Genomic DNA, 21,933 nt, shown 5'->3' with positions numbered 1-21,933 from the left:
TAGAATGGAAATGCAACAAACAAGAAGAAAAACTATTTCGTGGAAGTACTATATAATAATGGGGATTATTTTATTGGGAGGGTCTGTGGCACTCTTGGCTCATAAGATGACTGTACAAGACTTGGAATCAGGCTTTGTTAATCCTCCCGAAACTGTCCAAACGTCGGTTTATTGGTATTGGATGTGTGGAAATATATCTAAGGAAGGGGTTATAAAAGATTTGGAAGCGATGAAGAAAGTCGGTATTAACCGTGCATTTATCGGTAATATCTACTTTGATCCCTATGAGGGCGCACGAAATGTAAAGTTAATGAGTGATGAATGGTGGGAGGTAACTCACGCTGCATTAAAAAAAGCATCGGAACTGGGTATTGAGATTGGTATATTCAATTCACCTGGGTGGTCTCAGGCAGGAGGCCCCTGGGTGAAACCTGATGAAGCGATGCGTTATCTGACCTCTTCGGAGACAAGAGTACAGGGACCGACATCTGTTTCAATACAGTTAGAGAAACCTATGCAAGAGTTTGAGGATGTGAAAGTCATTGCATATCCTGCCCCCAAAGATTATCAGTTGAAATTGGATAACGCGAATTCTCAAATTAAGGTTTCCCCGGTTTTAGAAGGTTCCGACCAAATGTTTGATTCCGATAAGGTAAATGGGATGAACTTGCCTGTAAATACAGAGGTAAAGATAGATATGGTTGCGAAGAATAATTTTACAGCACGTAGTCTGACGATATACCCTACACATACTTATATCAATGCTGCTGTGGAACTCCAGGCTAAAACAGGGAATGAATATAAGACACTGACAAAGTTTGTTATCGACTGGCATCGTCTTGATTTAAATGTAGGATTCCAGCCTTTTGCTCCAGTGGTTATATCTTTTGAGGAAACAACAGCAAAAGAGTTCAGGATTCTGATGACTAACAGACGTAATGAAGGAGGTATCGCAGAGATCGAGTTATCTGCTTCCCCCCGCATAGAAGATTATGCAACAAAGACTTTAGCGAAAATGTATCAGTCTCCGCTTCCACCGTTTGATTACTATACGTGGCAAAAACAACCTGAACCAAGCAACAATGCGCTGAATATAAATCAGGAGAAGATTCTGGATATCTCAGAGTATATGTCTGCCGACGGTAAACTAACATGGAATGTACCAGAAGGGGAATGGATTGTTTTGCGAACAGGTATGACCCCTACAGGTGCAATGAATGCTCCCGCGGGACCAGATGGGACAGGACTTGAAATTGATAAAATGAATAAGAAACACGTTGCAACCCACTTTGACGCTTATATAGGAAAGATATTGGAACGCATCCCACCTCAGGATCGTAAGACATTTAAAGTAGTGGTACAAGATAGTTATGAAACCGGGGGTGAGAACTTTACCGATGATTTCTTAGAGCAGTTTAAAGAACGTTATGGATATGATGCATTACCGTTTTTACCGGCTTATTTCGGTAATGTAGTGGGTAGTCAGGAGCAATCGGATAAGTTTTTGTGGGATCTGCGTCGATTGGTAGCCGATAAAATAGCATATGATTATGTAGGCGGTTTCCGCGAGCAATGCCACAAATATGGTTTGCGTACATGGCTCGAAAACTATGGTCACTGGGGATTTCCAGGAGAATTCCTGATGTATGGTGGGCAGTCGGACGAAGTAGCGGGTGAGTACTGGATTCCTGCTGAAACTCAGTTAGGACATATTGAAAATCGTGCTGCATCTTCTTGTGCACACATATATGGTAAGAATCTGGTTTCATCAGAATCGAATACAAGCGGTGGTCCCGCTTTTTCCAGAGTTCCGGCTGATGCGAAGAGGAGTATGGATAAATATTTCTCGGAAGGAATTAACAATACATTGCTGCACGTTTATATTCATCAGCCCGATATAGATAAGTATCCCGGTACAAATTCGTGGTTTGGCACGGAGTTTCACCGCACGAATACATGGTTCTCTCATCTGGACTTGTTTATAGACTATATAAAAAGATGTAACTATATGTTGCGTCAAGGATTGAACATTGCCGACGTGGCCTATTATATAGGTGAGGACGCTCCGAAAATGACAGGATTTCAAAACCCTGTACTTCCATCTGGCTATCAGTTCGACTATATCAATGCAGAAGTGATTGTACGAGATGCAACCGTAAAGGAAGGTCTGATAACTTTACCTCATGGAACCACCTATCGGGTGCTAGTGTTACCGAGAGAAAAGACAATGCGCCCTGAAGTACTAACGAAAATCAAACAGTTAGTAGCCGATGGAGCTACTGTGTTGGGTTCGGCTCCCGAAGCTTCTCCAAGTTTGCAGAATCAACCTGAAGCGGACAACCAAGTAAAAAAGATGGCTAAAGAACTATGGGGAAAGGTCGATGGAGTCAATCTGAAATTTGCAGAATATGGTAAAGGAATGATTTTTGATGGAGTGGGGCTTGAAGAAGTATTTTCAAAAATAGGTTGTATAGAAGATTGTAAGATTCCTGACGGAGTTCCAATTAACTATGGACATCGAAAAATGGAAGAAACGGATATTTACTTTATTACGAATCAGAGCGAAGATATTCAGAATGTAGATATTCAATTTCGTGTAGGAGATAGGCAACCGGAATGGTGGAATCCAATGAATGGTACAATACGCAAATTGCCCGAATTTACATGGAATGGTTCAACTACCACTGTTCCTGTCGTATTGCAAAAGGATGAAAGTGCATTTATTATATTCCGAAAGAAAGGTAAACCGATAATGGGAGAGAAAAACTTCCTGGAGCCGGTGAAAACGGTCGATTTGAATTCAACCTGGAGCTTGAATTTTGAAAGCGAACTGACTAAACCGACTCCTGTTCAATTGGATCAACTTCAGGATCTGTCATTGTCGGCAGATAACAAAGTGAAGTTTTTTTCCGGGAATATGATTTATACCACTAACTTTGACTTTGATGGGAAGGAGGTAAAAGGACATGACATATATCTTGATTTAGGAGAAGTGAATATGATGGCCAAGGTATGGGTGAATGATCGGTATGTAGGTGGCGTTTGGACCTCTCCATACAGTGTAAACATATCAAAGGCCGTAAAACAGGGTGCAAATACGCTTCGGATAGATGTTGTCAATACATGGGTGAATCGGCTGATTGGAGATTCGGCTTTACCTAAAGAGGAACATGAGACTTGGGCCGGGATGAATCCTTATAATCCCAATTCCCGGTTACAGAAATCCGGATTGATAGGACCGGTACAGTTGAAATATATACCCAATTATGAGAAATCAATATGAAATACTATAGAAACAGACTATTGTAAGAATGCTCTTGAAAAGTCATCATCAAGGTGTTAAAACGTGACAGAGATGAAAATTAGTTCGTTAGAGATTATCACTTAACCTCTAACGAACTAATATGATATATATCTTTTTGAAGAAAAAGTAAATACCATTTACTATTAAATTTCTATTTTAAACATAATCTAAAATAATTTATAATCATTGTTTTTTGGATAAGTCATCCTATTAATTTATTTTTGTTTCTAAGAATTCAATTAAAAGTATTTACAACTAATTATTCCTCAATATTTTATAAGCAATAAGTCAGGAATATGGTCGTTGTCTTTAATTGTACATTCTAAAGGATGAAGATTTAACATTTTTATTATTTCTTAGCTTATTTGACTTATTATCACCTGTTCGTACAGTCAGAGTACTTCTTCCGAAAGTTGTTCGGGCTCCTCGTCCGTCACCTTATGTTGGTTGACGCCGGGAAAGTAGTGACGCGCGTAAATCATCTGTTGCCGGATGTTGCTGGTCGTCACGTACCGCCCAACATTCTATTAATTTATGAGCGTGCTCTAGCGGGTGATAATAAGTCGGTGAGTTGTCCCATCAAGCCGAAGAGGAACCGGAAATTATTATTTACCAGTTCGTGGTCACCTTCGATGAAGCAGTCCTTGATAAGCGTTCTCATAGCCGATACCTCGTCTTTCTTGGATACGGGCATGAACTTGGAGAACTGCGAAAAAGTTGGTTCTGCCATGAGGGCTACATACATCTCCTTTTTACCGCAAAAGGTTTTCCGAACTCCACCATCAAATAAACCTTGCGCAACTTCTTTTTCTTCCATAAACGTATTTTTTATTTTCCGATAGATATAGGACGGAAAAAAAGAAAGAATGTGGAAAAACGGAAAGGAAAGTGCGGAAACCCCGTGATGTTTTCCACCATGTGTATATGGGAAAGGGGTACGTTATATTTCTTTAACAATATGAAATAGTGAATTTTGCCTTATTTTGTGTCCTTTTATGTAGACACACAGAATAATAAGCCTATTTGTATGAATAAATTTACAATAGACATAGACGAAACATTTAAATACCATTATCGTTCGTTATGCTTGTACGTGCTGCACTATGTCCATGATACGGATATTGCAGAAGACATCGTACAAGATAGTTTTTCTGCCTTGTGGGAGAAATTAAGTATCAGTGGAGCCGAGATAGAAAATGTCAAAGCCTACCTTTATACGACTGCCCGCAACCGCAGCCTGGACTATCTGAAGAAGGAGGAGATTTATGATCCGAATCTTTCCCCTTCTGATTTTGAAGATACGTTGAGCGATGAGGAAGCGGAGGAACGTTCGGTCAGGGAAGCGCGGATGTGGACTGCCATTGATGCCTTGCCCGAACGCTGCCGGGAGATATTCCTGCTGAACAAACGCGACGGCATGAAATACAGGGAGATAGCCGCCAAGTTCCAGATTTCCGTAAATACGGTGGATAACCACATCAGCAAGGCGCTCCGACTGATACGGGAAGGGACACAGAAAGTTTACGCATTCTTATTTAACTAATATTCACAAATTCCGCATAGTGAATTTGTCTGTAATCCCAGTCATTAATACGAAAACCAAAATAAAAGAGTATGAGAACCACGGATGAAAAATGCCTTCATTTTGTCTTGCGCCACTATCAGAAGAACAAGTTGGATACGCAAAAAGCATTGAAGGCTTTCAAAGAGAAATACCAGATAACGGAACAGGAACGGAAATCCTTCCGCTTGTGGTGGATACTTCCCGGTATGGCGGCAGCCATTCTGGTCGCAGTCCTTATTTATCCCCGCTTCCGGGAAAACGGAGCATGGAAGGAGGTAACGGCTTACTCGCACCCCGTGGATTATATGCTTCCGGACAGTTCCTCCATAACCCTGTTCCCGCATTCTTCCGTCCGTTTCCACGCAAAAGATTACCGGAAATCCAGCCGCAAAGTTCACATGGAAGGAAAAGTCGCGTTTTCTGTCAAGCATGACAATGCCCACCCGTTTACGGTAGAAGGGAAACTGTCCCAAGTCAGGGTATTGGGTACTGTCTTTACCGTCGATGAGAGCCGTGCAGACACAGCTATCGTGCAAGTCACATCGGGAAAGGTGCAGTTCTCAGCAATCGGGCAACCGGACGTTGTGATACTGACCGGAGGCATGGCAGCGCAAGTGACGGAAGAACAACCGGACGTACAGGTAATCAAAGAACGGAAAGCGGGCAGCTTTATTTTCGACAACGCCCCACTTCCAAAGGTACTTGAGGAATTGTCCCGATATTATAAAGTCAAACTATCCGCAAGCAATGAGAATAAACGCCTGACGGCCAGCTTCAAGAACAAAAGCCTTGATGAAATAATCAGGTTTATAGAGAAAGTGTTGAATGTAAAGATAGAAAAAGTAAAACAATGAAGTTAACAATCATTGCGATTATATTGTGTGTCTCTCTGGGTGCTAAAGCCCAACAGGATTCAACCGAAATGAAAAAAGCCATAGATGCCATGCAAAAAATGTATTCTGTTCATTTCGTATACGATTCTTCCTTGGCAAATATAAAGCCCAAAGGTATCTTCCAGCGGAGCAGTTCCTTGCCTGAGAACCTAAAAAGGATTTTCAGCGGAACCGGCATCCGATGGGAGATTCAGGGAGAATATGTCCTGCTGTTCCGCCAGAACAACTATACTTTTTCCGGCCACATATGCGAGGATAAGGGAGAAACGCTGATCAACGTGACCATTTTCGATTTGAATACCCAAACGGGAACACTGAGTAACGAACAGGGATTTTTCAGCATTACGCTGCCGGAGGGGAAACACAAACTTCGTTTCTCTTATATAGGTTATCAGGATGTGGTGAAGGAGGTGGATTTGACATCCAATTACAACGGTGTCATCTACCTGAAAGAAAGCAATACTTCGCTGAAAGAAGTAGTAGTGGTTGCAGACTTGAACGCTTCCCTCCGCACGACACAGACCGGCAAAGTGTCGCTGACCTCGGAACAGTTGAATACGGAGTTTTCGCTGCTTAGTTCACCGGACTTGGTAAAGACCCTCCAGAATATTCCCGGTGTGGCTTCCGGAACGGAGCTGCTTTCCGGCATGTATGTACACGGAGGCAAGAACGATGAGAACCTTTTTCTGCTGGACGGAACACCGCTTTACCAGATCAACCATTTGGGCGGGCTGTTCTCCGCTTTCAATACGGATATTATCAAAAACGTGGATTTCTATAAAAGCGGTTTCCCGGCACGTTACGGCGGCAGACTTTCTTCCGTAGTGGATGTACGCACCAAAGAGGGGAACATGAAGGAGTTTCACGGGACTTTCTCCTTGGGGCTGCTCGATGGCAGAGTCCAGTTTGAAGGCCCGATCATAAAAGACAAGACCTCGTTCAACATAGCCATGCGAAGAAGTTGGGCAGATCTTTTCACAGCTCCGGCATTCTTCCTGCTCAACCGTTCCAATCCCGATGACAAAAAGAACGTGCGCTATGCCTTTCACGACATCAACGGGAAAATCACCCACCGTTTTTCGGACAATAATAAACTGTCCCTTAGCGTGTATTCCGGAAATGACCTGCTGAAGACAAAAGCCCGGCAGACGTTCGAAGACGGGGAACATTACGACTCCGATTTCAAGGCTCAATGGGGCAACCTGACTACGGCTTTGACGTGGAACTGTCAAATCGTCCCGAAGTTGTCCGGCAGTTTCACCGGTGTCTATTCACGCAATATCTCCATGTATGATTATGTGGAAGGCAGCCGTTTCTTTTCCGACGGGGAACAAACTTCCATGACGGGAATGGAACGGTCCAACCGTTCCACAATCGACGACATGGGATACCGCATGGAGTTCGACTACCGTCCCGGCACGAATCATCATATACGCTTTGGCAGCAATTATCTGCATCACATATATCATCCGCAAAGCACGGCTTCCAGAAACCAGACGGACAGGGATACCTTATCGACAGAAAACGCAAGCAGCTATAAGGGTAACGAGGTCGCTTTTTATGTGGAAGATGAAATGCGGCTGTCCTCCAGGACGAAATTAAACGCGGGACTGCATTACACCCTTTATCAGACAGACGGAAAGATGTACCATTCCTTGGAGCCAAGACTGGCCATGAGTTACCAATGCTCGGAAAAAGCCACGATGAAAGTGTCCTATACGGAAATGAGCCAATTTGCGCACCAACTGTCAAACACCTATCTGAACCTGCCGACAGACAGTTGGGTTCCTTCCACACGCAAAGTTCGTCCCATGCGTTCAAGGCAAGTGGCAGCCGGGATATATACGGAGTTGCCTTGGCATATCAGTTTGAACGTGGAAGGATATTACCGTACCACAAGCCAACTGCTGGAATACGACGGGGGCAACAGCCTGATGCTTCCTGCCGAGAACTGGGACAATCTGGTCAAGACCGGCAAGGGAAAGTCTTACGGCGTAGAATTGTCATTGGCATACAAAGACCGTTACAATGTCATCGAAGCAGGATATACGCTTTCATGGAGCTTGCAAAAGTTTACTGATTTTTATCCCGGCTGGTATTCCAGCAAGTTCGACAACCGGCATAAACTGAACATCGCCTACCGGCATAAGTTCAATGACCGTATAGATGCCTACGCCGCATGGGTTTACCGTAGCGGCGACCGTGCCACCGTCCCGAACCAGTATGTAAACGGGCCCTCTTTTCCGGGCATACCGGATTCAGGCGAACCGGAACTGGTTTACGAGAAACCGAACAACATCACGCTCCCGGCATATCATCGGCTCGATTTGGGTGTCAATTTCCGGCGTACTACCAAAAGGGGATTCGAGCGTATCTGGAACGTCAGCATTTATAACGCCTATTGCCGTATGAATGCGTTTTATACCCGGATAGAGCGTCTGCCCGACGGCGGTTTCAGGGGTAAGGGATTTGGCATTTTCCCGATTATACCCTCGTTTAGTTATACCCTCAAATTTTAAGTGCATGAAACATTTATATCATATATTACTGCCCGTGTATATCGGCTTACTTTCGTCCTGTACCTATCATTTTGAACTGGACGATGTGGGCGCTTCTCCCAAACTGGTGCTATACAGCTATCCGGGAAGCGGCGACACAACGGTAGTCCACCTTTCACGCAGCCTTCCCGTCAGTCAGAAAGGCGAGCTCGTCCGGGGACTGAAGGGAGCGGACGTCCACCTGTCCGTAAACGGTGAAGCGGTACCCCTTGCATGGACGGACGATTCCATACCGGGAGTCCCCGCCCAAAGCTATTACGCGGTAAAGGCGTATGAAGATGGCGACAAGGTCAACATAACCGCAGCGGCAGAAAGAATGAAAGCGGTTTCATCCGCTACGGTTGTCCCGTCCCGATTCCCTTTGACATCAATCAAATTGGCTCTCAAAGACGGTGAACCGAACCTGCTTCAGTTTCGGATAGGCTTTACAGACAATGCGCAGACAAAAGACTATTATGCGTTGAAGGTGGAGCGTAAACAACTGTTCTGGAACGATGGCAAGTATTCGGAAGAAAGCAGTACCCTCGCGTTGAACTTGGACGACGAACCTCTGCTGAATACATCTTCCGGGTTAGACGATATCCTGATGATTGAAAACGGGTTCTACCGGAATTTGTATTACTGGGACGATACGAAAATTAAAGGGAAAAGCTACACGGTTCGTCTGAATACCAATTACGAGGCAGACTATGAAGACGACTTCATAACCCCTGACGGAACCGAACATATCAAACGCCAAGTGAAATACAGAATCAGCCTGTACAGCCTTTCGGAAGAGTTTTACAGGTATCTGAAATCACTGAACGACCAGAAAAACAACGGGCTTGGAAACTCTGAACTGGCTCCCATACGCTCTACTTACACCAATGTCATAAACGGGATAGGTGTCGTGGGAGGATGCAGGATGTTCCAGACGAAATGGATAGACAATTTACAGGAAAACTAAATAATAATAAAAAAATGAAAAAGACAATTTTATCAATGCTTTTCTTGCTGGCAGGAATAGGATGCTTTGCACAAAAATTCGGCATTATCATCGGTGTGACGGACGGACATTTGGGAAAATATTCGGGATATGCTTACATGAGTACGGGAACGGCGAACAACTCTTCCTACCCCGAAACCCGATGGACACCCGGAGTAGGCTTTAATTTGGGCTACCAGTTTGGCTTCGATCTTTCCAACCGTTTCTGGATTGATGCTTCCATATTGGGAAAAGCCGTTCAGGGAAAAGCAGAGTCCTTCGATTTGAATGGAAACAACGTTGTTCCCTGGTCTGACAAGGCATGGATATGGGGACTTGCTTTGAACGGCTCAATCAATTACCGCATCTGTTCCGGACTGTATGCCGGTATTGGCATTGAACCCACCGGTTATTTCAAAACCGATAAATTGAAGGAAAACTTGGAAGGGCGGGTTTTCGACTTTCCGATAGTCCTCACCTTAGGCTATGAGTTTAAGAACGGCATGAAATTGTCCGCTTCCTACAAGCATGGTTTCAAGCCATTGTATGACAATGCTTTTGCCTCCAATACAAAGAATAACAAAGAGTTCGGCATATCATTATATGTGCCCATGTTTAAATAATAACCAATTATTAAATTTTTTCAATTATGAGAAAAACGCTTTTTAGTCTTGCTTTGGCAATGGCTGTCTTATCATCATGTAGTTCTGATGACATAGTGAACAATCCGATGAATGAGGAGAACCATTCTTTCCCGGCCTCCAGAAGTTTGCATGAAAATATTCTTTCCTTTTCCAGTGAGGAGGAATACAATGCCTTGCTCGATTCCTTGGGCACGTTGTCCGATGAGGAACTTCTGCAATGGGAATCCGGACAGAAAGGCTTCACCTCCATGTACAGGATGCACAGCGAAGCCTTGGGACAGATATTAAACGCCACATGCAAGGAAGAATATGAATCCATTAAGACTGCTTACCAGACTGATTTTATATTCAACGACAAGGACAGCACCGATTTGTCGATATATATGCCGGTGTTGAATGTAAGCAAGGCAATCACATTGACCCCCGAAGGGTTCGTATGTATCGCCGGTGAGAGAAAGAACATGAAGGAGTTTGAAAATTATGACGGATATAAAAAAGAACTTTCTTTACTTTATCCTGTCCCGCTGGGTGTAACGATCGAAAATGGTATAAACAGGGTTTACGTGAAAACGAAGAAAAGAAAGTTCACCGCACAGATTGGTATGCGAGGAAACCAACAGGCTATCCGTGTAAATGCGTCTAAAAAAGTTTTATGGGGCTGGGTGGAATATACGACTGCGTACTATTGGAAATACACGCCTAACGGCCCTGTACAATTTGGTAAAGAAGTGAAAAGCGGTCATGACATTATGATCGTGGGCAATCCTTTCCCAAATGGAGCGAAATTGTATATGTGGACTCGCGGTACCGGTGAAGAAAACTGCGGAATAATGACTGTGCAATTGTAATCCTTATTGAACCGGATTATTCACCAATCATTCGGGACGAATCTCTGATATAGCCAAATGTTCGTCCCGAATATTAAAATTATCATTTTATGAGCAGGAAAGTATTTACTTGTTTTATAGTGATTTTCTTTTTTCTAAATAAAGCCGCTTCTTACGGTCAGGAATTTCAAGTGTCGCGTGACACCGTCAAGGTTTCCGTTCAGGAAGGAAATACTTCGCCTCATAACGAAAGAAGCATTACCCCAAAGCCTTTGGATATACGGAAAGCGGTTGATCTTTCTTCCGGCAGTTGCCCGTCCCAGATAACATTTGACGTGCAGAACCCATATAATCCGACATTCCCTACCGACAAATCGCCTTTGCATGAGGGGGAATATTCGACCTCCGGTATCATTAAAAGCTATCCTTCCGGCTATTTTTACGGCATAGGCAGGCAGGAAAACTTCATCGGCTTGGGAACAATGAACTATGCAGGTATCGGATATGTATATTCTCCCGGTTGCTGGTCATTTAACTTGCAGGCATATACCGTAAAATGGAGTGTCCCCAGACGCGAGAGTCAGCTATTGGGATTGTCCGGGCTGTTGACATATCCCGTCAACGAGAAAATTCGTCTAAACACATTTGCCTCATACTCCTTCATTCTTTCTTCTCCTTTCAGTTCCTCGAATTACGGGGGATTCGTTTCCTATGACATCATTCCCAACTGGGGGATGGATTTCGGCGTCAGAAGCCATACCGATTTTCCGTTGCATAAAACGAAAACGCTTCCGATAGTAGCTCCGTATTTTCAGTATAAAGGCAACAAATTGGGTATTGATATCGGTGGCGGATTATTTAATTTGCTATTCAAATAACCTGCACTGATTTCTATCGTTACTCCTGAAGCGAGGATTATAAGATAAAGGTATTATCTTTTCATCGAAAAACCTCTTTTCTGCTGCTGGTCATAATTCCCTTCCACCACATTGTCAACTTCCCGTCTGGCTTTGATTTGCTCCCGGTTGTCAAATTCACCCTTTTGCCTGGCAGTGAAGTACAGGAAATCCCCTGCCGCCTGATGTGATTGTCTGTCATCCCCGAACAGGTTAAGGGCGTTCTTGATGTCATATACCTGTTCCGTGTCAAAACGGGACTTGTAATAATCACGGGCAAAACGGATGATACTGTGTACCGCCTTGCGGAAGATGTCGCTTGTTTTTAGCAGCAGGAAACTGAGGCAGCCGATAATATGGCTTTGCCATGCAATCCGGTTCTTGAGTCTCGTAGTTTCCTGTACATGTTCCGTTTCCTTGCGGTTCAGTTCGGACCGGTGTTTGGCCTCCAGTTGCATCAGCTCACGGCTGTGGTCGTTCTGTATGGTCTGGATTTTATCCTGCAACCGTTCGATGGTTTCCTCGTGCGTGGAAATCTCACAGCGCAAATCCTCTATTTCATTTTTCAGGGCTTTCGATTTCCCGGTAGCCCAGCCGACAGCGGCGTTCAGAAGTTCACTTCCTTTTTCCTTGTTCAGTCTGGAGCGTTTCTCGCTGATAGCCCTGTCAAGGTCTTCACTCTGCCGTTCCTTTTCATTTGCCTTTTCGATAAGGGCGTTGGTAATGCTTTCCGTTTCATGCATCTTTTTGTTCGCCATTTCCAGCTCATGTTCCCGGTATTGCCTCGTGGCATCAAGCCGCTTCATTTCCTCCTTCTGCTTCCCAATGATAAAGTCGTTACGTTCCTGATGTTCCTTGCCTGTAACAGCCTTTGACTGCCCACGCTCCATCAGGAGTATGTCGGATGCCAGATTCTGCATTTCTGTCATATCCTTGTCATTGAGCTTGCAGCTCTTGCCTGTGTCATGGTTCATCCAGTCAAAAACGATATGGGCATGGTAATTCGGCTTGAACCATCTTTCGCCGACTTTGAAACTCTCCCTGTCTTCCGCTTCCGGCTGACCGTTCAGCCAGTGTCCCTCGTCCTTGTGCAGGAAGATCTGGAGAGGAGTGATGCCCCAGCGTCTCTGGCACTCCTCGCCAAACTTGCACACATCTGCCAGTGTCGTGTCCGGTCTGATGAGCAACACGCCCTCACGGATTGGCGAGCATCCAGCCACCTTGGTGATTTTCCCGTTCTTGCCTTTTCGTTCACGTTCCTTCTCCTGCATCGCACGTCCTGTCTTTTCCTTGACCATCCGCTTGATGTAGTCATAGTGCGCCTGCAGGTCGGGATTGCCGAAGCCCGGGTTTATCCACTGCTCGTTACCGGCAGTCAATTCGGGTACGATGTAGATTTGAGACTTGCCGATATTGCGCATATATTCGGCAGTTCTCCGGTTATGAGCCCCACTTGATGTGACTCTGCAGGGCTTGATATGTATGCTTGATTTTGTTGCCATTTTTATGTTGATTTGGTTATTAACTAAAGTTGTTTGCCGCTGTTCGCTCATAACCGCTATGGGGTTCTTAGAGGCTGTGCCCATAAGGGAGATTGCAAAGAGAGGGTCACTCTTTGCTCGGGGTTCTCAGGGGTGAAACGCCCTGAGTGGGACGGGGCAACGCCCAGCCCCTCGGGAGAGCCCACAACTACGAAAGCGGAGCGTGTAGTTATAGTGGGCTATATCAAGGGCAAGCCCTTGTCTGTCCGCTACAGCCTACGGCTTCCGCTCTTCTCCATTAAGGAGGGTTTTCATCGCCACTGCCGATTGGGGATGTACTGACCAGTACAAGGTCGAAATCATCTATCAGCTTTTGCAGGACGGGGTTCTTCTCTATCATCCGCCGGAGGACTTTTTCCGCCTCTACAAGATGATTGGCTGTACACATTATTTTACTTTCTCGTATCTGGAAGACAATCCAGTCGGCTATGTCGATATGGGCTGCCTTCTGTTCCGGTGTGGCGTTCTTCTCTATGATGTCAGACACGACAACCTTGCAATAGGTCATGTCCCTGGCATGCTGTTTCCACTCCGAATATCCGTCCGCATCGGGAAAGAGAAGCACGGTTCGTCCGCTCAGCACACGGAGCTTTTCCTCTCTCAACTGGCTTTTGCCGCCTGTCGCCAGCCATACATAACCGGGAAAGAGGGCAGAGCCGATAACGGCACTCTTTTCGGATTCCACCAAGACCGCTACCTTGTCGGGATAGACATTCAGCAGGTGTTCCCCGAACAGGCATTGGGAAAGTTGCCAATCCTCCGGCAGTACCCGTTGCCTTTTCAGTATGCTGTGTATCCAGTCCACTGCCGACACCTCTCCTCCCTTGATACGGTGTCCGTCCTCTGGATTGTACTGCATCACCTTGCCCGTGCGTACCCTGTTTGTGCGGTCTATCTGCCAGAAGATGACAGCCCCGTCACGGGTTGCTCCAAGACGGTACTCTTCCAGCAACCGCTTCAACACTTCCTTTGCCTTGCTGCCGTAATAGGAATCAAGGAGCGAGGAAATGAAGCGGAAGAAGTTGCTGTGCACGCTTTGCGACCTCTCCACATACTTTGGCGGTATGTAGCCTATGCTTGCTTTTGGTGATGTCTGTCCGGGCTTCCGTTCTGACCTTTGCCTGTCAAAAGAGAACCCCTTGTCGGTATGGCATTCGGGGTGGTCGTGGAAATACTCCTTGGGAGTATAATGATACCCGCAACTGCTCTCATGATTGCACCTGCCGACAGACGGATGCAGGAGCATACCGCTTTCATCCACATAACATGTGAAAGAACGCTTGTCCCCGCAATTCGGGCAAGTATGCCGTGTTGCCGTTCCTTTATATTTCTGTAACGAATAGTTGCTCATGGCTTGTCTTTGTTTTTGAGTTTTTCGATTGTTGTCCCGCTGTCCCATTGTCCCGTCCCTATAAGACTTGGGACAGTGGGACACCCCGGGACACCTTGGGACATCAGGCTTCTGCCTGTATCATCCCTTGTACCGTAAATGAAGCGGTTATCCTTTATACAGCTATGTGCAGACTGCTTTTTCATGCCTTATTCTCCTCTTTCCCATATCCTGTAAACAACTCTGCCTGCTTTGTTTCTCTTACTGTCCCGCTTGTCCCATGCTGTCCCACCTGTCCCATTGTCCCACTTCCTGTCTGTTGGGACAGCGGGACACTTGGGACGGCTGCATTCCTGTCCTCCTTGCTGCGCTGGATTATCCGGCTGACGGTGGACTTGCCGCAGTTCACCTGTGAGGCTATCTCCCTGACGGACTTGCCGGACTGGGACAATTGCAGGATTTGGCAATCCCTCTGGCTGGATTCGTTGTCACCCAGTTTCTTCAGGTGTTCCTTTTCCGTTGAATAACCCCTGAACACGAATTGCAGGAAAGCGTCCACCTTCTCAATCTCGTAGATGATTACATTGTCCGCATCGTGGGAGAATGTCCCGTACCGGACTTTGAGCTGCTTCACATAGCGAAGCCCTCCGTCCTGCGCACTCTTCCCGATGGCGAACACGCTGTCAAAGAAATTGTAGAGCCGTTTGCTTCCGGCAAGGTCGTTGGAAGTGATGGGACAGTCCAAAGAGCGTTTGGGTGTATGTGCCAGAACAAGGACGGACAATCCGTATCTCTTTTTGAGGTTGTTGAGCTGTATCATCAGCCGTCCTGCCGCATCGCCTTTCTCCATGGCGCAGCACAGGTAGGTAAGATTGTCAACGATGAAGATTTTGCACCCGGTTTGCAGAGCCATCTGTTCTATGCCTCCCATGATGGCTTCCTCGAAATCGGCTTCCAGCAACGAATTGCAGTCAAGCGATACCCGGTACAGCCTTTCAGGAAAGATGTATGGCGTTCCATGCTCGCTGGTATAGCGTAGCTGGAACTGTTTTTCGGAGAGTTCAAAGTCCAGATACAGCACATCGTCAGTCCGGGCGATACGGTCGGCTATCTGCACGGCAAGGATGGACTTGCCCACATTGGAATCCGCAAAGAGGCAGGACAGTTCCCCCTCATACCAGAAACTGTCCCAGAGCGCACGGGGCGTGGGCAGCAGCGATGCTTCGAGTATCGTCCGGTTGGCGGTCTTGATACTCATCACGCCGATGCTGTCCGGCATCCCGTGCTGTACTTGGGTCGCCCTCGTCAGGTCGCCATGTATCAGACTGATATAATTCTTGTCCTCTTCCATGACGTTTACCAATTACGCGGAGCGGGCTTGCGGCGGTGGGAAGAATATAAGGATTCGCTCAGTTCCTCATCGGACAGGGGTACGGGATTCTTCCGGGAGGATTCCAGCCATTTGTCCAGTTCGTCCCTGTAAAGGCAATATCGTTTGCCGGGCTTGGTGGCGGGAATGCTTCCCTCCGACAGCTTCATGTAGAGCGTGCCTTTGGGAATGCCCAGATATTCCGCCGCCTCTTCCACTGACATGGGGACATGGGTGTCCACCGCCCTTGCGTTGTTCACACTGCGCTGCTCAGTAAGCAGGCTTCTAAGGCTCATCACCTCGTCCCGAAGCTGAGCCACAATCTCCGGGAGGTCGTTGAATGTAATCACTGTTTTTTCCATTTGCGTACTCGCCTCTTTTGTAAGGCTTGGCGCAAAGGACTGGAATGATACAGCCGTGAATATCTCCACGAAAGGTCATTGCAAAATAATTCCCGAATAACGATGCCCAACCGCAAATGACGGGTAAAGTTATTCGGGAATTATTGTATAACAGAGGATTATGAGTTTTGGCTGTTTGTCGTTATTATCGTGATTACTCTAAAACAGGCTTAAATCCGCTTCTCCTGCACATAATCCGCAGGATAATGGAAATCCAGTCTGCCGTTTTCAGGCTCGTCAATGGGAATCAGTGTCTTTAACGGCTCTACCTTGAAGTTCTTGATGGTAGCTATGTCCGTATCGGCAAACTCCCGTGGGAAAAGGGTGCTGATGAAGCGGGCACGGTTATCCCCCGTGTAGTATTTCTTGTACATGAAACGCTCGGAGATATTCCACACGAAATGGCGGAGCGGAATGTTTGAAATATCTTTGGTCAGCCGCCCTTTTATCGGCTTGGGCTTGTAACTGTGGAGCCGCATCCAGTTGTTGACCTCGGCACAGATGTGGTTCACGGTCTCCTTGTCAGCAATACGGGGCATGATGAAATGGATGTATTCCATGACCATAGCGATGCGCTCCTCATTTTCCCGCTGCTCCCTGTCCTCGTAATCGGCACGGTTCTTCTCGTGAAGCTCCGGGGATATGGCAATCTCTGTCGGTTTTATATCCGGGGTCGCTTCTCCACCTGTTGGCATTGATGCCGATATTACAGGCTTGTGTGCATCTTGGGACTGGTCTTCCTGAATTTCTGTGATTTCGGCAGGTGTCTTTTTCCTGCCGAACTTGATTCTGTAGATTTCGTATGTATCGAAAATGACTGTCTGGAAGGAGAAGTAGAGCAGCCACCCCAACAGGTTGCTGCACACAAAGACTATCAGCCTTACAAAGGTGTCTTGGTTGAATTTCTCAGCGACAATCAGTGTCGCTATGGAAGATATTAGGAGGATGGCAAAGCCGACAAATCCTAAAATGATATGTTTGTCTTTTACGGACGGTTCCATATTCTTTGTCTTATTCGGTTGTTACTTGTTACTGTTTTCGCAAATTTAATAGTCTTCTTTCAATTATTACTCATTATCCTTTGTCAGTGGTTTCTTTTTCAATGTTTTTCACCAAATGTCCGGAATCATACTCAATTATCATACTTTAAGTACCAACCAAAATAAAAGGAACGGTTAAAGCTCCAAACAATAACCGCTCCCTCTGAATATCATGGATTTTGAACCGCCTTACGCTTCCTTGCGTTTCAGGGTTATCTTGTCCACGACCTCGCACATCTGCTGTGCCGCCATCTTGGAATAAATCTGCGTGGTGGTAATGTTCTTGTGTCCCAGATAGGCTTGGATGACAGCCATGTCCGTACCCATTTCCACGTGCAGGCTTCCGAATGAATGCCGGGTGCAGTGAAAGGTTATCTTCTTGGTTATGCCTGCCGCCAAGAGCCAGCGTTTGAGTGGTCCTTGCAGCATCTTGTCCTTGAAACCGTCAAAGATAAGTCCCTCGTGCCGTTCCCCAAGCAGTCCGTAGGCTTCATCGCTGATGGGGTTGTGTACAATCTGTTTGGTCTTCTGCATACGGGTGGTCACGAACATCTTGCCGTTGGTGTACGGCTGTATCTGCTGCCAAGTGAGCTGCCTGATGTCGCTCTTTCTTAGTCCGGTCAGACAACCGAAAAGGAACGCCCTTTTCAATACCTCTTCCTCACAAGGCGTTTCGGCAAGCCGTATCAGTTCCTCTTGGCTCAGATGTTCCCTCATGGTGGGAATGCACTCGATGCGGTCTAAGAATCCGTTTGGGTTCTCCTTTATCTTCCTGTCCCGGTAGGCGGTGTGAAGTACCGCACGGAAAGCCGACCAGTAGCCCGCCGCAGAATTGATATGCAGCTTTTGGCTGGTGTGTATGGATTGTGGGGCGTTAAGCAGATATTCCATGAACTTGCGGCACAAATCCACGTCCACCTCCTCAAAGGTGCATTTGCCGTTCACGAACCGCTCGAAATGTTTATAGACGTGCTGCCACTTGATATTCTTCCTGTCTGCCAACCCCTTGAAGTAGGCGAGGAAATCGCCTTTCATCTTGGCTTTGTCAAAGAAGCCGTTGTTCTCGTTGAAGATGGCTTCATAACGCCTATTACGCAGTATCTCCGCTTTTTTCATCATGCGTGCGTTGAAATCACGCTCCTGCTGGTTGGCAGGTTTGGCGAAGATGTAAATCCCAAGAGCTTCACGTGTAATCACCTTCATGGTGGTGTTGTCACGGTAGCCGGGATAATAGTCCAGACACAGCGAATACTGTGTTCCGTTCTTAATCTTGCGCTTGCGCAAGGTAACTGTCTTGCATTTGCTCATATTGATGATGTTTTAAGTTGTACATTTTCGGGGGTGTTCCCGTGTTTACGGTGGCAAAGGAACAACGTGAAACAACCGTGAATACCTCCACGACAATCATTTTGAAATAATTTTCCGGCAATGTCGGTTGCTCACGGTTGTTTCTCCCTTTCAGCCATGACACGCTCCACATCGGAGCGTAAAAGCAGGTTTTTCACGCCTACTTTTATCTTTTCGATGTGCTTCACCTTGACGATATGGCTGATGTTGGCGGAGGAAAGCCCGTAAATCTGCCGGACTTGCTCCACGGTGTAGTAGCGTTCATCGTTCACGAGGTCTGTCCTGCGGAGTTCGTCCAGATGGGATTTGGAGTAATAGGTGCGCCCGTATTCTCTTTTGGTCGGTATCTTGTGGCGGTAGGCGTATGCCCGGAGTGCGGAGGGTTTCATGCCGAACAGTTCTTCCGCTTCTTCAATCAGGAGCCAATCGGTGATATTGCTTGTATCTATAGCCATACCGAAGAACTCGTCAACGTGTTTCTTGCTGTAATAGTTTTTCCCTGCGATGCGGCAGATGGGAATGCGGTTGCGCTTGGCTGTGGTATAGAGCCACGACTGCCTGACCTTGAAGAGCGACATCACCTCCTCGCCAGAATAGAAGTCCAGCACTTCATAGGTTTCCTTTTCCCTTTTTTCTTTTTTGGCAAGCGGGGAAGATGAAGCGGACTTTCTCGGAGTGGAAGTACTGCCGGGCAGGACACGGTGGTAGGGATTGCCCTCCAGCATCCGCTCGATGTCTGTCTTGCGGATAAACGCCATGCGGTTGCTGATACGTGAGGCTTTCAGTTTGCCGAGGGCTACGAGTTTATAGATGTACTGTCGGGAACAGCCCATGAGTACTGCTGCTTTGGAAAAGGTGAGATACTCCTGATGCTGTATCTCCATCAAGGGGCGGACAGCTTTGAAGAGGTTGTTCTTCTGTTCCGTTCTAGCTCGTTTGGCTTCCGCCTGACAAGCCTCGCTGCAATATTTCTGTACCCCGCTCCGGGTTACAAATGACTTGCTGCAAAAATTGCATTTTCTGGTTGTTTTCATGCTGCTTTTATCGTTTACTGGTTCATTCCTTCAATCGTATATCTCTGAAATGGTGAACGGATGTAAACGGAGGTCAACCGTTGTCGCCTTTCTGCACAATGTTACTATTGCTGCATATCAGGGCGGTTGTTGTCGCTCATCGTAAACGGTTGTAAACCCTTGTCAACTGTCCGCACGATGTGGCAAAAAACAAGCTCCGCAAATTCTCCACGTCAGAAATACGTCTCAAAAATATGTGGAAATTTGGGAAGCATCAAAAAGCAGCCGAAAAGTGTTAATTTTTAGAATATTCTGATAGATAAAGACTTACGCTTGAATATTTCTGGTTATTTTTGGTTGTTTTGAGATTCTAAATACAAATAGAAACATCACCAACAATGATGTTACAGCATGAAATAATTAACACATAACACCTTAAATATATGACAATGAAAGATGACAATAATTTCAAATATCTTGTTAGTAGTAAGAAGGATACATTATGGGGAATTACAGTAGATAATGTCGGTAGTGCAGAGATTTCACCTGGGTATGAAAATTATCCATCTACAAAGGGACACCCGAAAGAATATTATTTTCGGCCAGATAAAGGACGTATATTAGATAATTATCAGTTTATTTATCTCTCACGTGGGCAAGGTCTTTGTTTTTTTCGGCCCAATGTTCCTATTGAATTCAAAGCAGGAGATATGTTGATTATTCCTCCTTATACATGGCATAGCTACTTTCCTGACCATAAAACCGGATGGTGTGAATACTGGATTGGTATGCGTGGGAATATCATTGAAAATCGTTTTCTTAACGGATTTGTAAGTTCTTCGCAAAGAGTTTTTAAAATTGGTTATTGTGAAGAGATTATCGAGTATTATCATAGGGCACAAGAAATAGCTGTACAAGAGATGCCTGGTTATCAGCAAGTTCTTGCAGGATTGGCTAATATGATTTTTACTTTGTCATTATATCAGGATATAAATAAAAGCTTTACCAGAAATAGAAATGTACAATTAATAGAACAGGCACGTTCTTTGTTAAGAGAGAACTATCTTACCAATATTACTCCTCAACAGGTTGCTAAGCAAATTCATATGAGTTATTCATTGTTTCGTAAAGTATTTAAAGAATATACTGATATTTCCCCGACACAATATATTATAGAACTCAAATTGCAAAAAGCACGAAAATTACTTATGAATACAGATATGAGTGTCAAAGAAGTTGCTTTTCATTTAAACTATGAAGATTCTCTTTATTTTTCTACTCTATTTAAAAAACATGTAGGATATACTCCTACTGTATTTCGTGAAATGTACAATAATAAAGAATATAATAAAATTATCGATTTATAAACTTGAAAATATATCTTCATAAAAAAGAAATAATTTTTTATTCTTTTATAGGAAAAGACAGACGGAAAAAATTATCTTTGTTCTTTAAATGTATGTTTATGAATAAAGCAATAGTTTCTTTGGCAGTTATAGTTATGGTTTATTTTAGTTCTTGCCAACCAAAGAGTGGGCAAACATCAAATAATGAAGATCAAGTTATTGATAGTATAACTGCTCATACTGAGGATGAAAAAGTAATTACTGGTGTTATAGAAGACGCTTCAATGAATAATTTCATGTTAATCACAGAAAAAGGAGATACTATATTTATTAGTACAATGGATCAGGAACCAAGCGAAGTTAGTGGCTTCGAACTGGGAGATACAGTGAAGGTAAATTACATAGAAGAGGAAGAAGAACCGGGATTAAACACAATTGTTACTGCTAAAAAAGTGGTTATAATAGGAAAAGAGAATAAAACTGGTAAATAATACATTTTTTATAACTTAATAAGATATTATATATAGTATGAAAAAGAAAATCTTAGGAGTGGTTATGCTTTTGGGGATATTAACTGCATGTGGAGGTAATTCAATGTCGGTAGTAGGAGCATGGGTAGAACCGATTCCATGTATGGAAGGACAAGTACAAGGTATTAAAATAGAAGAGGGAGGAAATGCTTCCTCTATCAATATGGCTACATTAGTTTATGAAAGCTGGAAACGAAATGGTGATCAGCTGATTTTAACAGGAAAAAGTATTGGAAACGGACAAACGATTGAATTTACTGATACATTGGAAATTATAACGCTGAATGCTGACTCTTTAATTTTGGATAATGGGGAAATAGAGTTCCACTATGCAAAACAAAAATAATAATTAGATTTAGCTTAGAT

At 45.0% G+C, this 21,933-nt stretch carries 19 protein-coding genes; 11 read left to right on the top strand and 8 right to left on the bottom strand.

Annotation, left to right across the window (positions count from 1 at the left end):
- Window positions 1-4 precede the first annotated feature (4 nt).
- Window positions 5-3,283, top strand: coding sequence for a glycosyl hydrolase (locus tag EJF25_RS17275; protein ID WP_235016844.1), 3,279 nt, complete (start codon window positions 5-7; stop codon window positions 3,281-3,283).
- Between the two features lie 553 nt (window positions 3,284-3,836).
- On the opposite strand, the gene EJF25_RS17270 is transcribed toward EJF25_RS17275, so the two are convergent.
- The gene (locus EJF25_RS17270) at window positions 3,837-4,121 is read right to left on the bottom strand and encodes a hypothetical protein (protein ID WP_007558537.1); all 285 of its coding nucleotides are present in this window, start codon (window positions 4,119-4,121) and stop codon (window positions 3,837-3,839) included.
- 210 nt (window positions 4,122-4,331) lie between these two features.
- Here EJF25_RS17270 and EJF25_RS17265 point away from each other — a divergent pair, with 210 nt between their 5' ends.
- The 7 genes from EJF25_RS17265 (at window position 4,332) to EJF25_RS17235 (ending at window position 11,632) form a co-directional block, all read left to right on the top strand.
- On the top strand, window positions 4,332-4,847 hold the full coding sequence (locus tag EJF25_RS17265) for an RNA polymerase sigma-70 factor (RefSeq protein WP_007558540.1): 516 nt from the start codon (window positions 4,332-4,334) through the stop codon (window positions 4,845-4,847).
- Window positions 4,848-4,918: 71 nt separating this feature from the next.
- On the top strand, window positions 4,919-5,722 hold the full coding sequence (locus EJF25_RS17260) for a FecR family protein (protein ID WP_007558542.1): 804 nt from the start codon (window positions 4,919-4,921) through the stop codon (window positions 5,720-5,722).
- Window positions 5,719-8,280, top strand: a complete 2,562-nt coding sequence (locus EJF25_RS17255) for a TonB-dependent receptor domain-containing protein (RefSeq protein WP_007558544.1) — start codon at window positions 5,719-5,721, stop codon at window positions 8,278-8,280. Before EJF25_RS17260 ends, EJF25_RS17255 begins: the two co-directional genes overlap by 4 nt.
- 4 nt (window positions 8,281-8,284) lie before the next feature.
- Window positions 8,285-9,265, top strand: a complete 981-nt coding sequence (locus tag EJF25_RS17250; RefSeq protein ID WP_007569488.1) for a DUF4249 domain-containing protein — start codon at window positions 8,285-8,287, stop codon at window positions 9,263-9,265.
- A 14-nt stretch (window positions 9,266-9,279) separates the two neighbouring features.
- Window positions 9,280-9,906 (top strand): hypothetical protein, encoded by a 627-nt coding sequence (locus EJF25_RS17245; protein ID WP_125042101.1) that lies wholly within the window; start codon window positions 9,280-9,282, stop codon window positions 9,904-9,906.
- 26 nt (window positions 9,907-9,932) lie between these two features.
- Window positions 9,933-10,775, top strand: a complete 843-nt coding sequence (locus tag EJF25_RS17240) for a DUF4848 domain-containing protein (RefSeq protein WP_007558552.1) — start codon at window positions 9,933-9,935, stop codon at window positions 10,773-10,775.
- A gap of 89 nt (window positions 10,776-10,864) precedes the next feature.
- On the top strand, window positions 10,865-11,632 hold the full coding sequence (locus EJF25_RS17235) for a hypothetical protein (protein WP_007558554.1): 768 nt from the start codon (window positions 10,865-10,867) through the stop codon (window positions 11,630-11,632).
- 53 nt (window positions 11,633-11,685) lie between these two features.
- On the opposite strand, the gene EJF25_RS17230 is transcribed toward EJF25_RS17235, so the two are convergent.
- The 7 genes from EJF25_RS17230 to EJF25_RS17185 all read right to left on the bottom strand — a co-directional run bounded on the left by EJF25_RS17230 (window position 11,686) and on the right by EJF25_RS17185 (window position 19,712).
- The gene (locus EJF25_RS17230) at window positions 11,686-13,152 is read right to left on the bottom strand and encodes a coiled-coil domain-containing protein (RefSeq protein WP_171028056.1); all 1,467 of its coding nucleotides are present in this window, start codon (window positions 13,150-13,152) and stop codon (window positions 11,686-11,688) included.
- Between the two features lie 277 nt (window positions 13,153-13,429).
- Window positions 13,430-14,542, bottom strand: a complete 1,113-nt coding sequence (locus tag EJF25_RS17225; RefSeq protein ID WP_040312054.1) for a DUF6371 domain-containing protein — start codon at window positions 14,540-14,542, stop codon at window positions 13,430-13,432.
- A gap of 181 nt (window positions 14,543-14,723) precedes the next feature.
- A complete protein-coding gene (locus EJF25_RS17215) occupies window positions 14,724-15,872 on the bottom strand; it encodes an AAA family ATPase (protein WP_007558561.1) in 1,149 nt (382 codons plus the stop codon).
- A gap of 5 nt (window positions 15,873-15,877) precedes the next feature.
- On the bottom strand, window positions 15,878-16,252 hold the full coding sequence (locus EJF25_RS17210; protein WP_040312055.1) for a helix-turn-helix domain-containing protein: 375 nt from the start codon (window positions 16,250-16,252) through the stop codon (window positions 15,878-15,880).
- Window positions 16,253-16,461: 209 nt separating this feature from the next.
- Window positions 16,462-17,292, bottom strand: coding sequence for a hypothetical protein (locus EJF25_RS17205; protein ID WP_007557693.1), 831 nt, complete (start codon window positions 17,290-17,292; stop codon window positions 16,462-16,464).
- A 228-nt stretch (window positions 17,293-17,520) separates the two neighbouring features.
- The gene (locus EJF25_RS17195; protein ID WP_007557695.1) at window positions 17,521-18,639 is read right to left on the bottom strand and encodes a tyrosine-type recombinase/integrase; all 1,119 of its coding nucleotides are present in this window, start codon (window positions 18,637-18,639) and stop codon (window positions 17,521-17,523) included.
- Between the two features lie 131 nt (window positions 18,640-18,770).
- Complete coding sequence (locus EJF25_RS17185) at window positions 18,771-19,712, bottom strand: helix-turn-helix domain-containing protein (RefSeq protein WP_007557696.1); 942 nt, start codon at window positions 19,710-19,712, stop codon at window positions 18,771-18,773.
- A gap of 428 nt (window positions 19,713-20,140) precedes the next feature.
- Here EJF25_RS17185 and EJF25_RS17180 point away from each other — a divergent pair, with 428 nt between their 5' ends.
- The 3 genes from EJF25_RS17180 to EJF25_RS17170 all read left to right on the top strand — a co-directional run bounded on the left by EJF25_RS17180 (window position 20,141) and on the right by EJF25_RS17170 (window position 21,913).
- A complete protein-coding gene (locus tag EJF25_RS17180; RefSeq protein WP_125042100.1) occupies window positions 20,141-21,058 on the top strand; it encodes a helix-turn-helix transcriptional regulator in 918 nt (305 codons plus the stop codon).
- A 98-nt stretch (window positions 21,059-21,156) separates the two neighbouring features.
- Window positions 21,157-21,528 carry a hypothetical protein gene (locus tag EJF25_RS17175; protein ID WP_125042099.1) on the top strand — a complete coding sequence of 124 codons (372 nt, stop codon included), beginning with the start codon at window positions 21,157-21,159 and terminating at the stop codon, window positions 21,526-21,528.
- A gap of 37 nt (window positions 21,529-21,565) precedes the next feature.
- Window positions 21,566-21,913 carry a lipocalin-like domain-containing protein gene (locus tag EJF25_RS17170; protein WP_125042098.1) on the top strand — a complete coding sequence of 116 codons (348 nt, stop codon included), beginning with the start codon at window positions 21,566-21,568 and terminating at the stop codon, window positions 21,911-21,913.
- The last annotated feature ends 20 nt before the right edge of the window (window positions 21,914-21,933 follow it).

The sequence above is a fragment of the Bacteroides faecalis genome (assembly GCF_003865075.1).
Lineage (GTDB): Bacteria > Bacteroidota > Bacteroidia > Bacteroidales > Bacteroidaceae > Bacteroides > Bacteroides faecalis.
The sequence above is the reverse complement of the archived record's forward strand: the minus strand, read 5'-3'. Positions and strand labels throughout refer to the sequence as shown.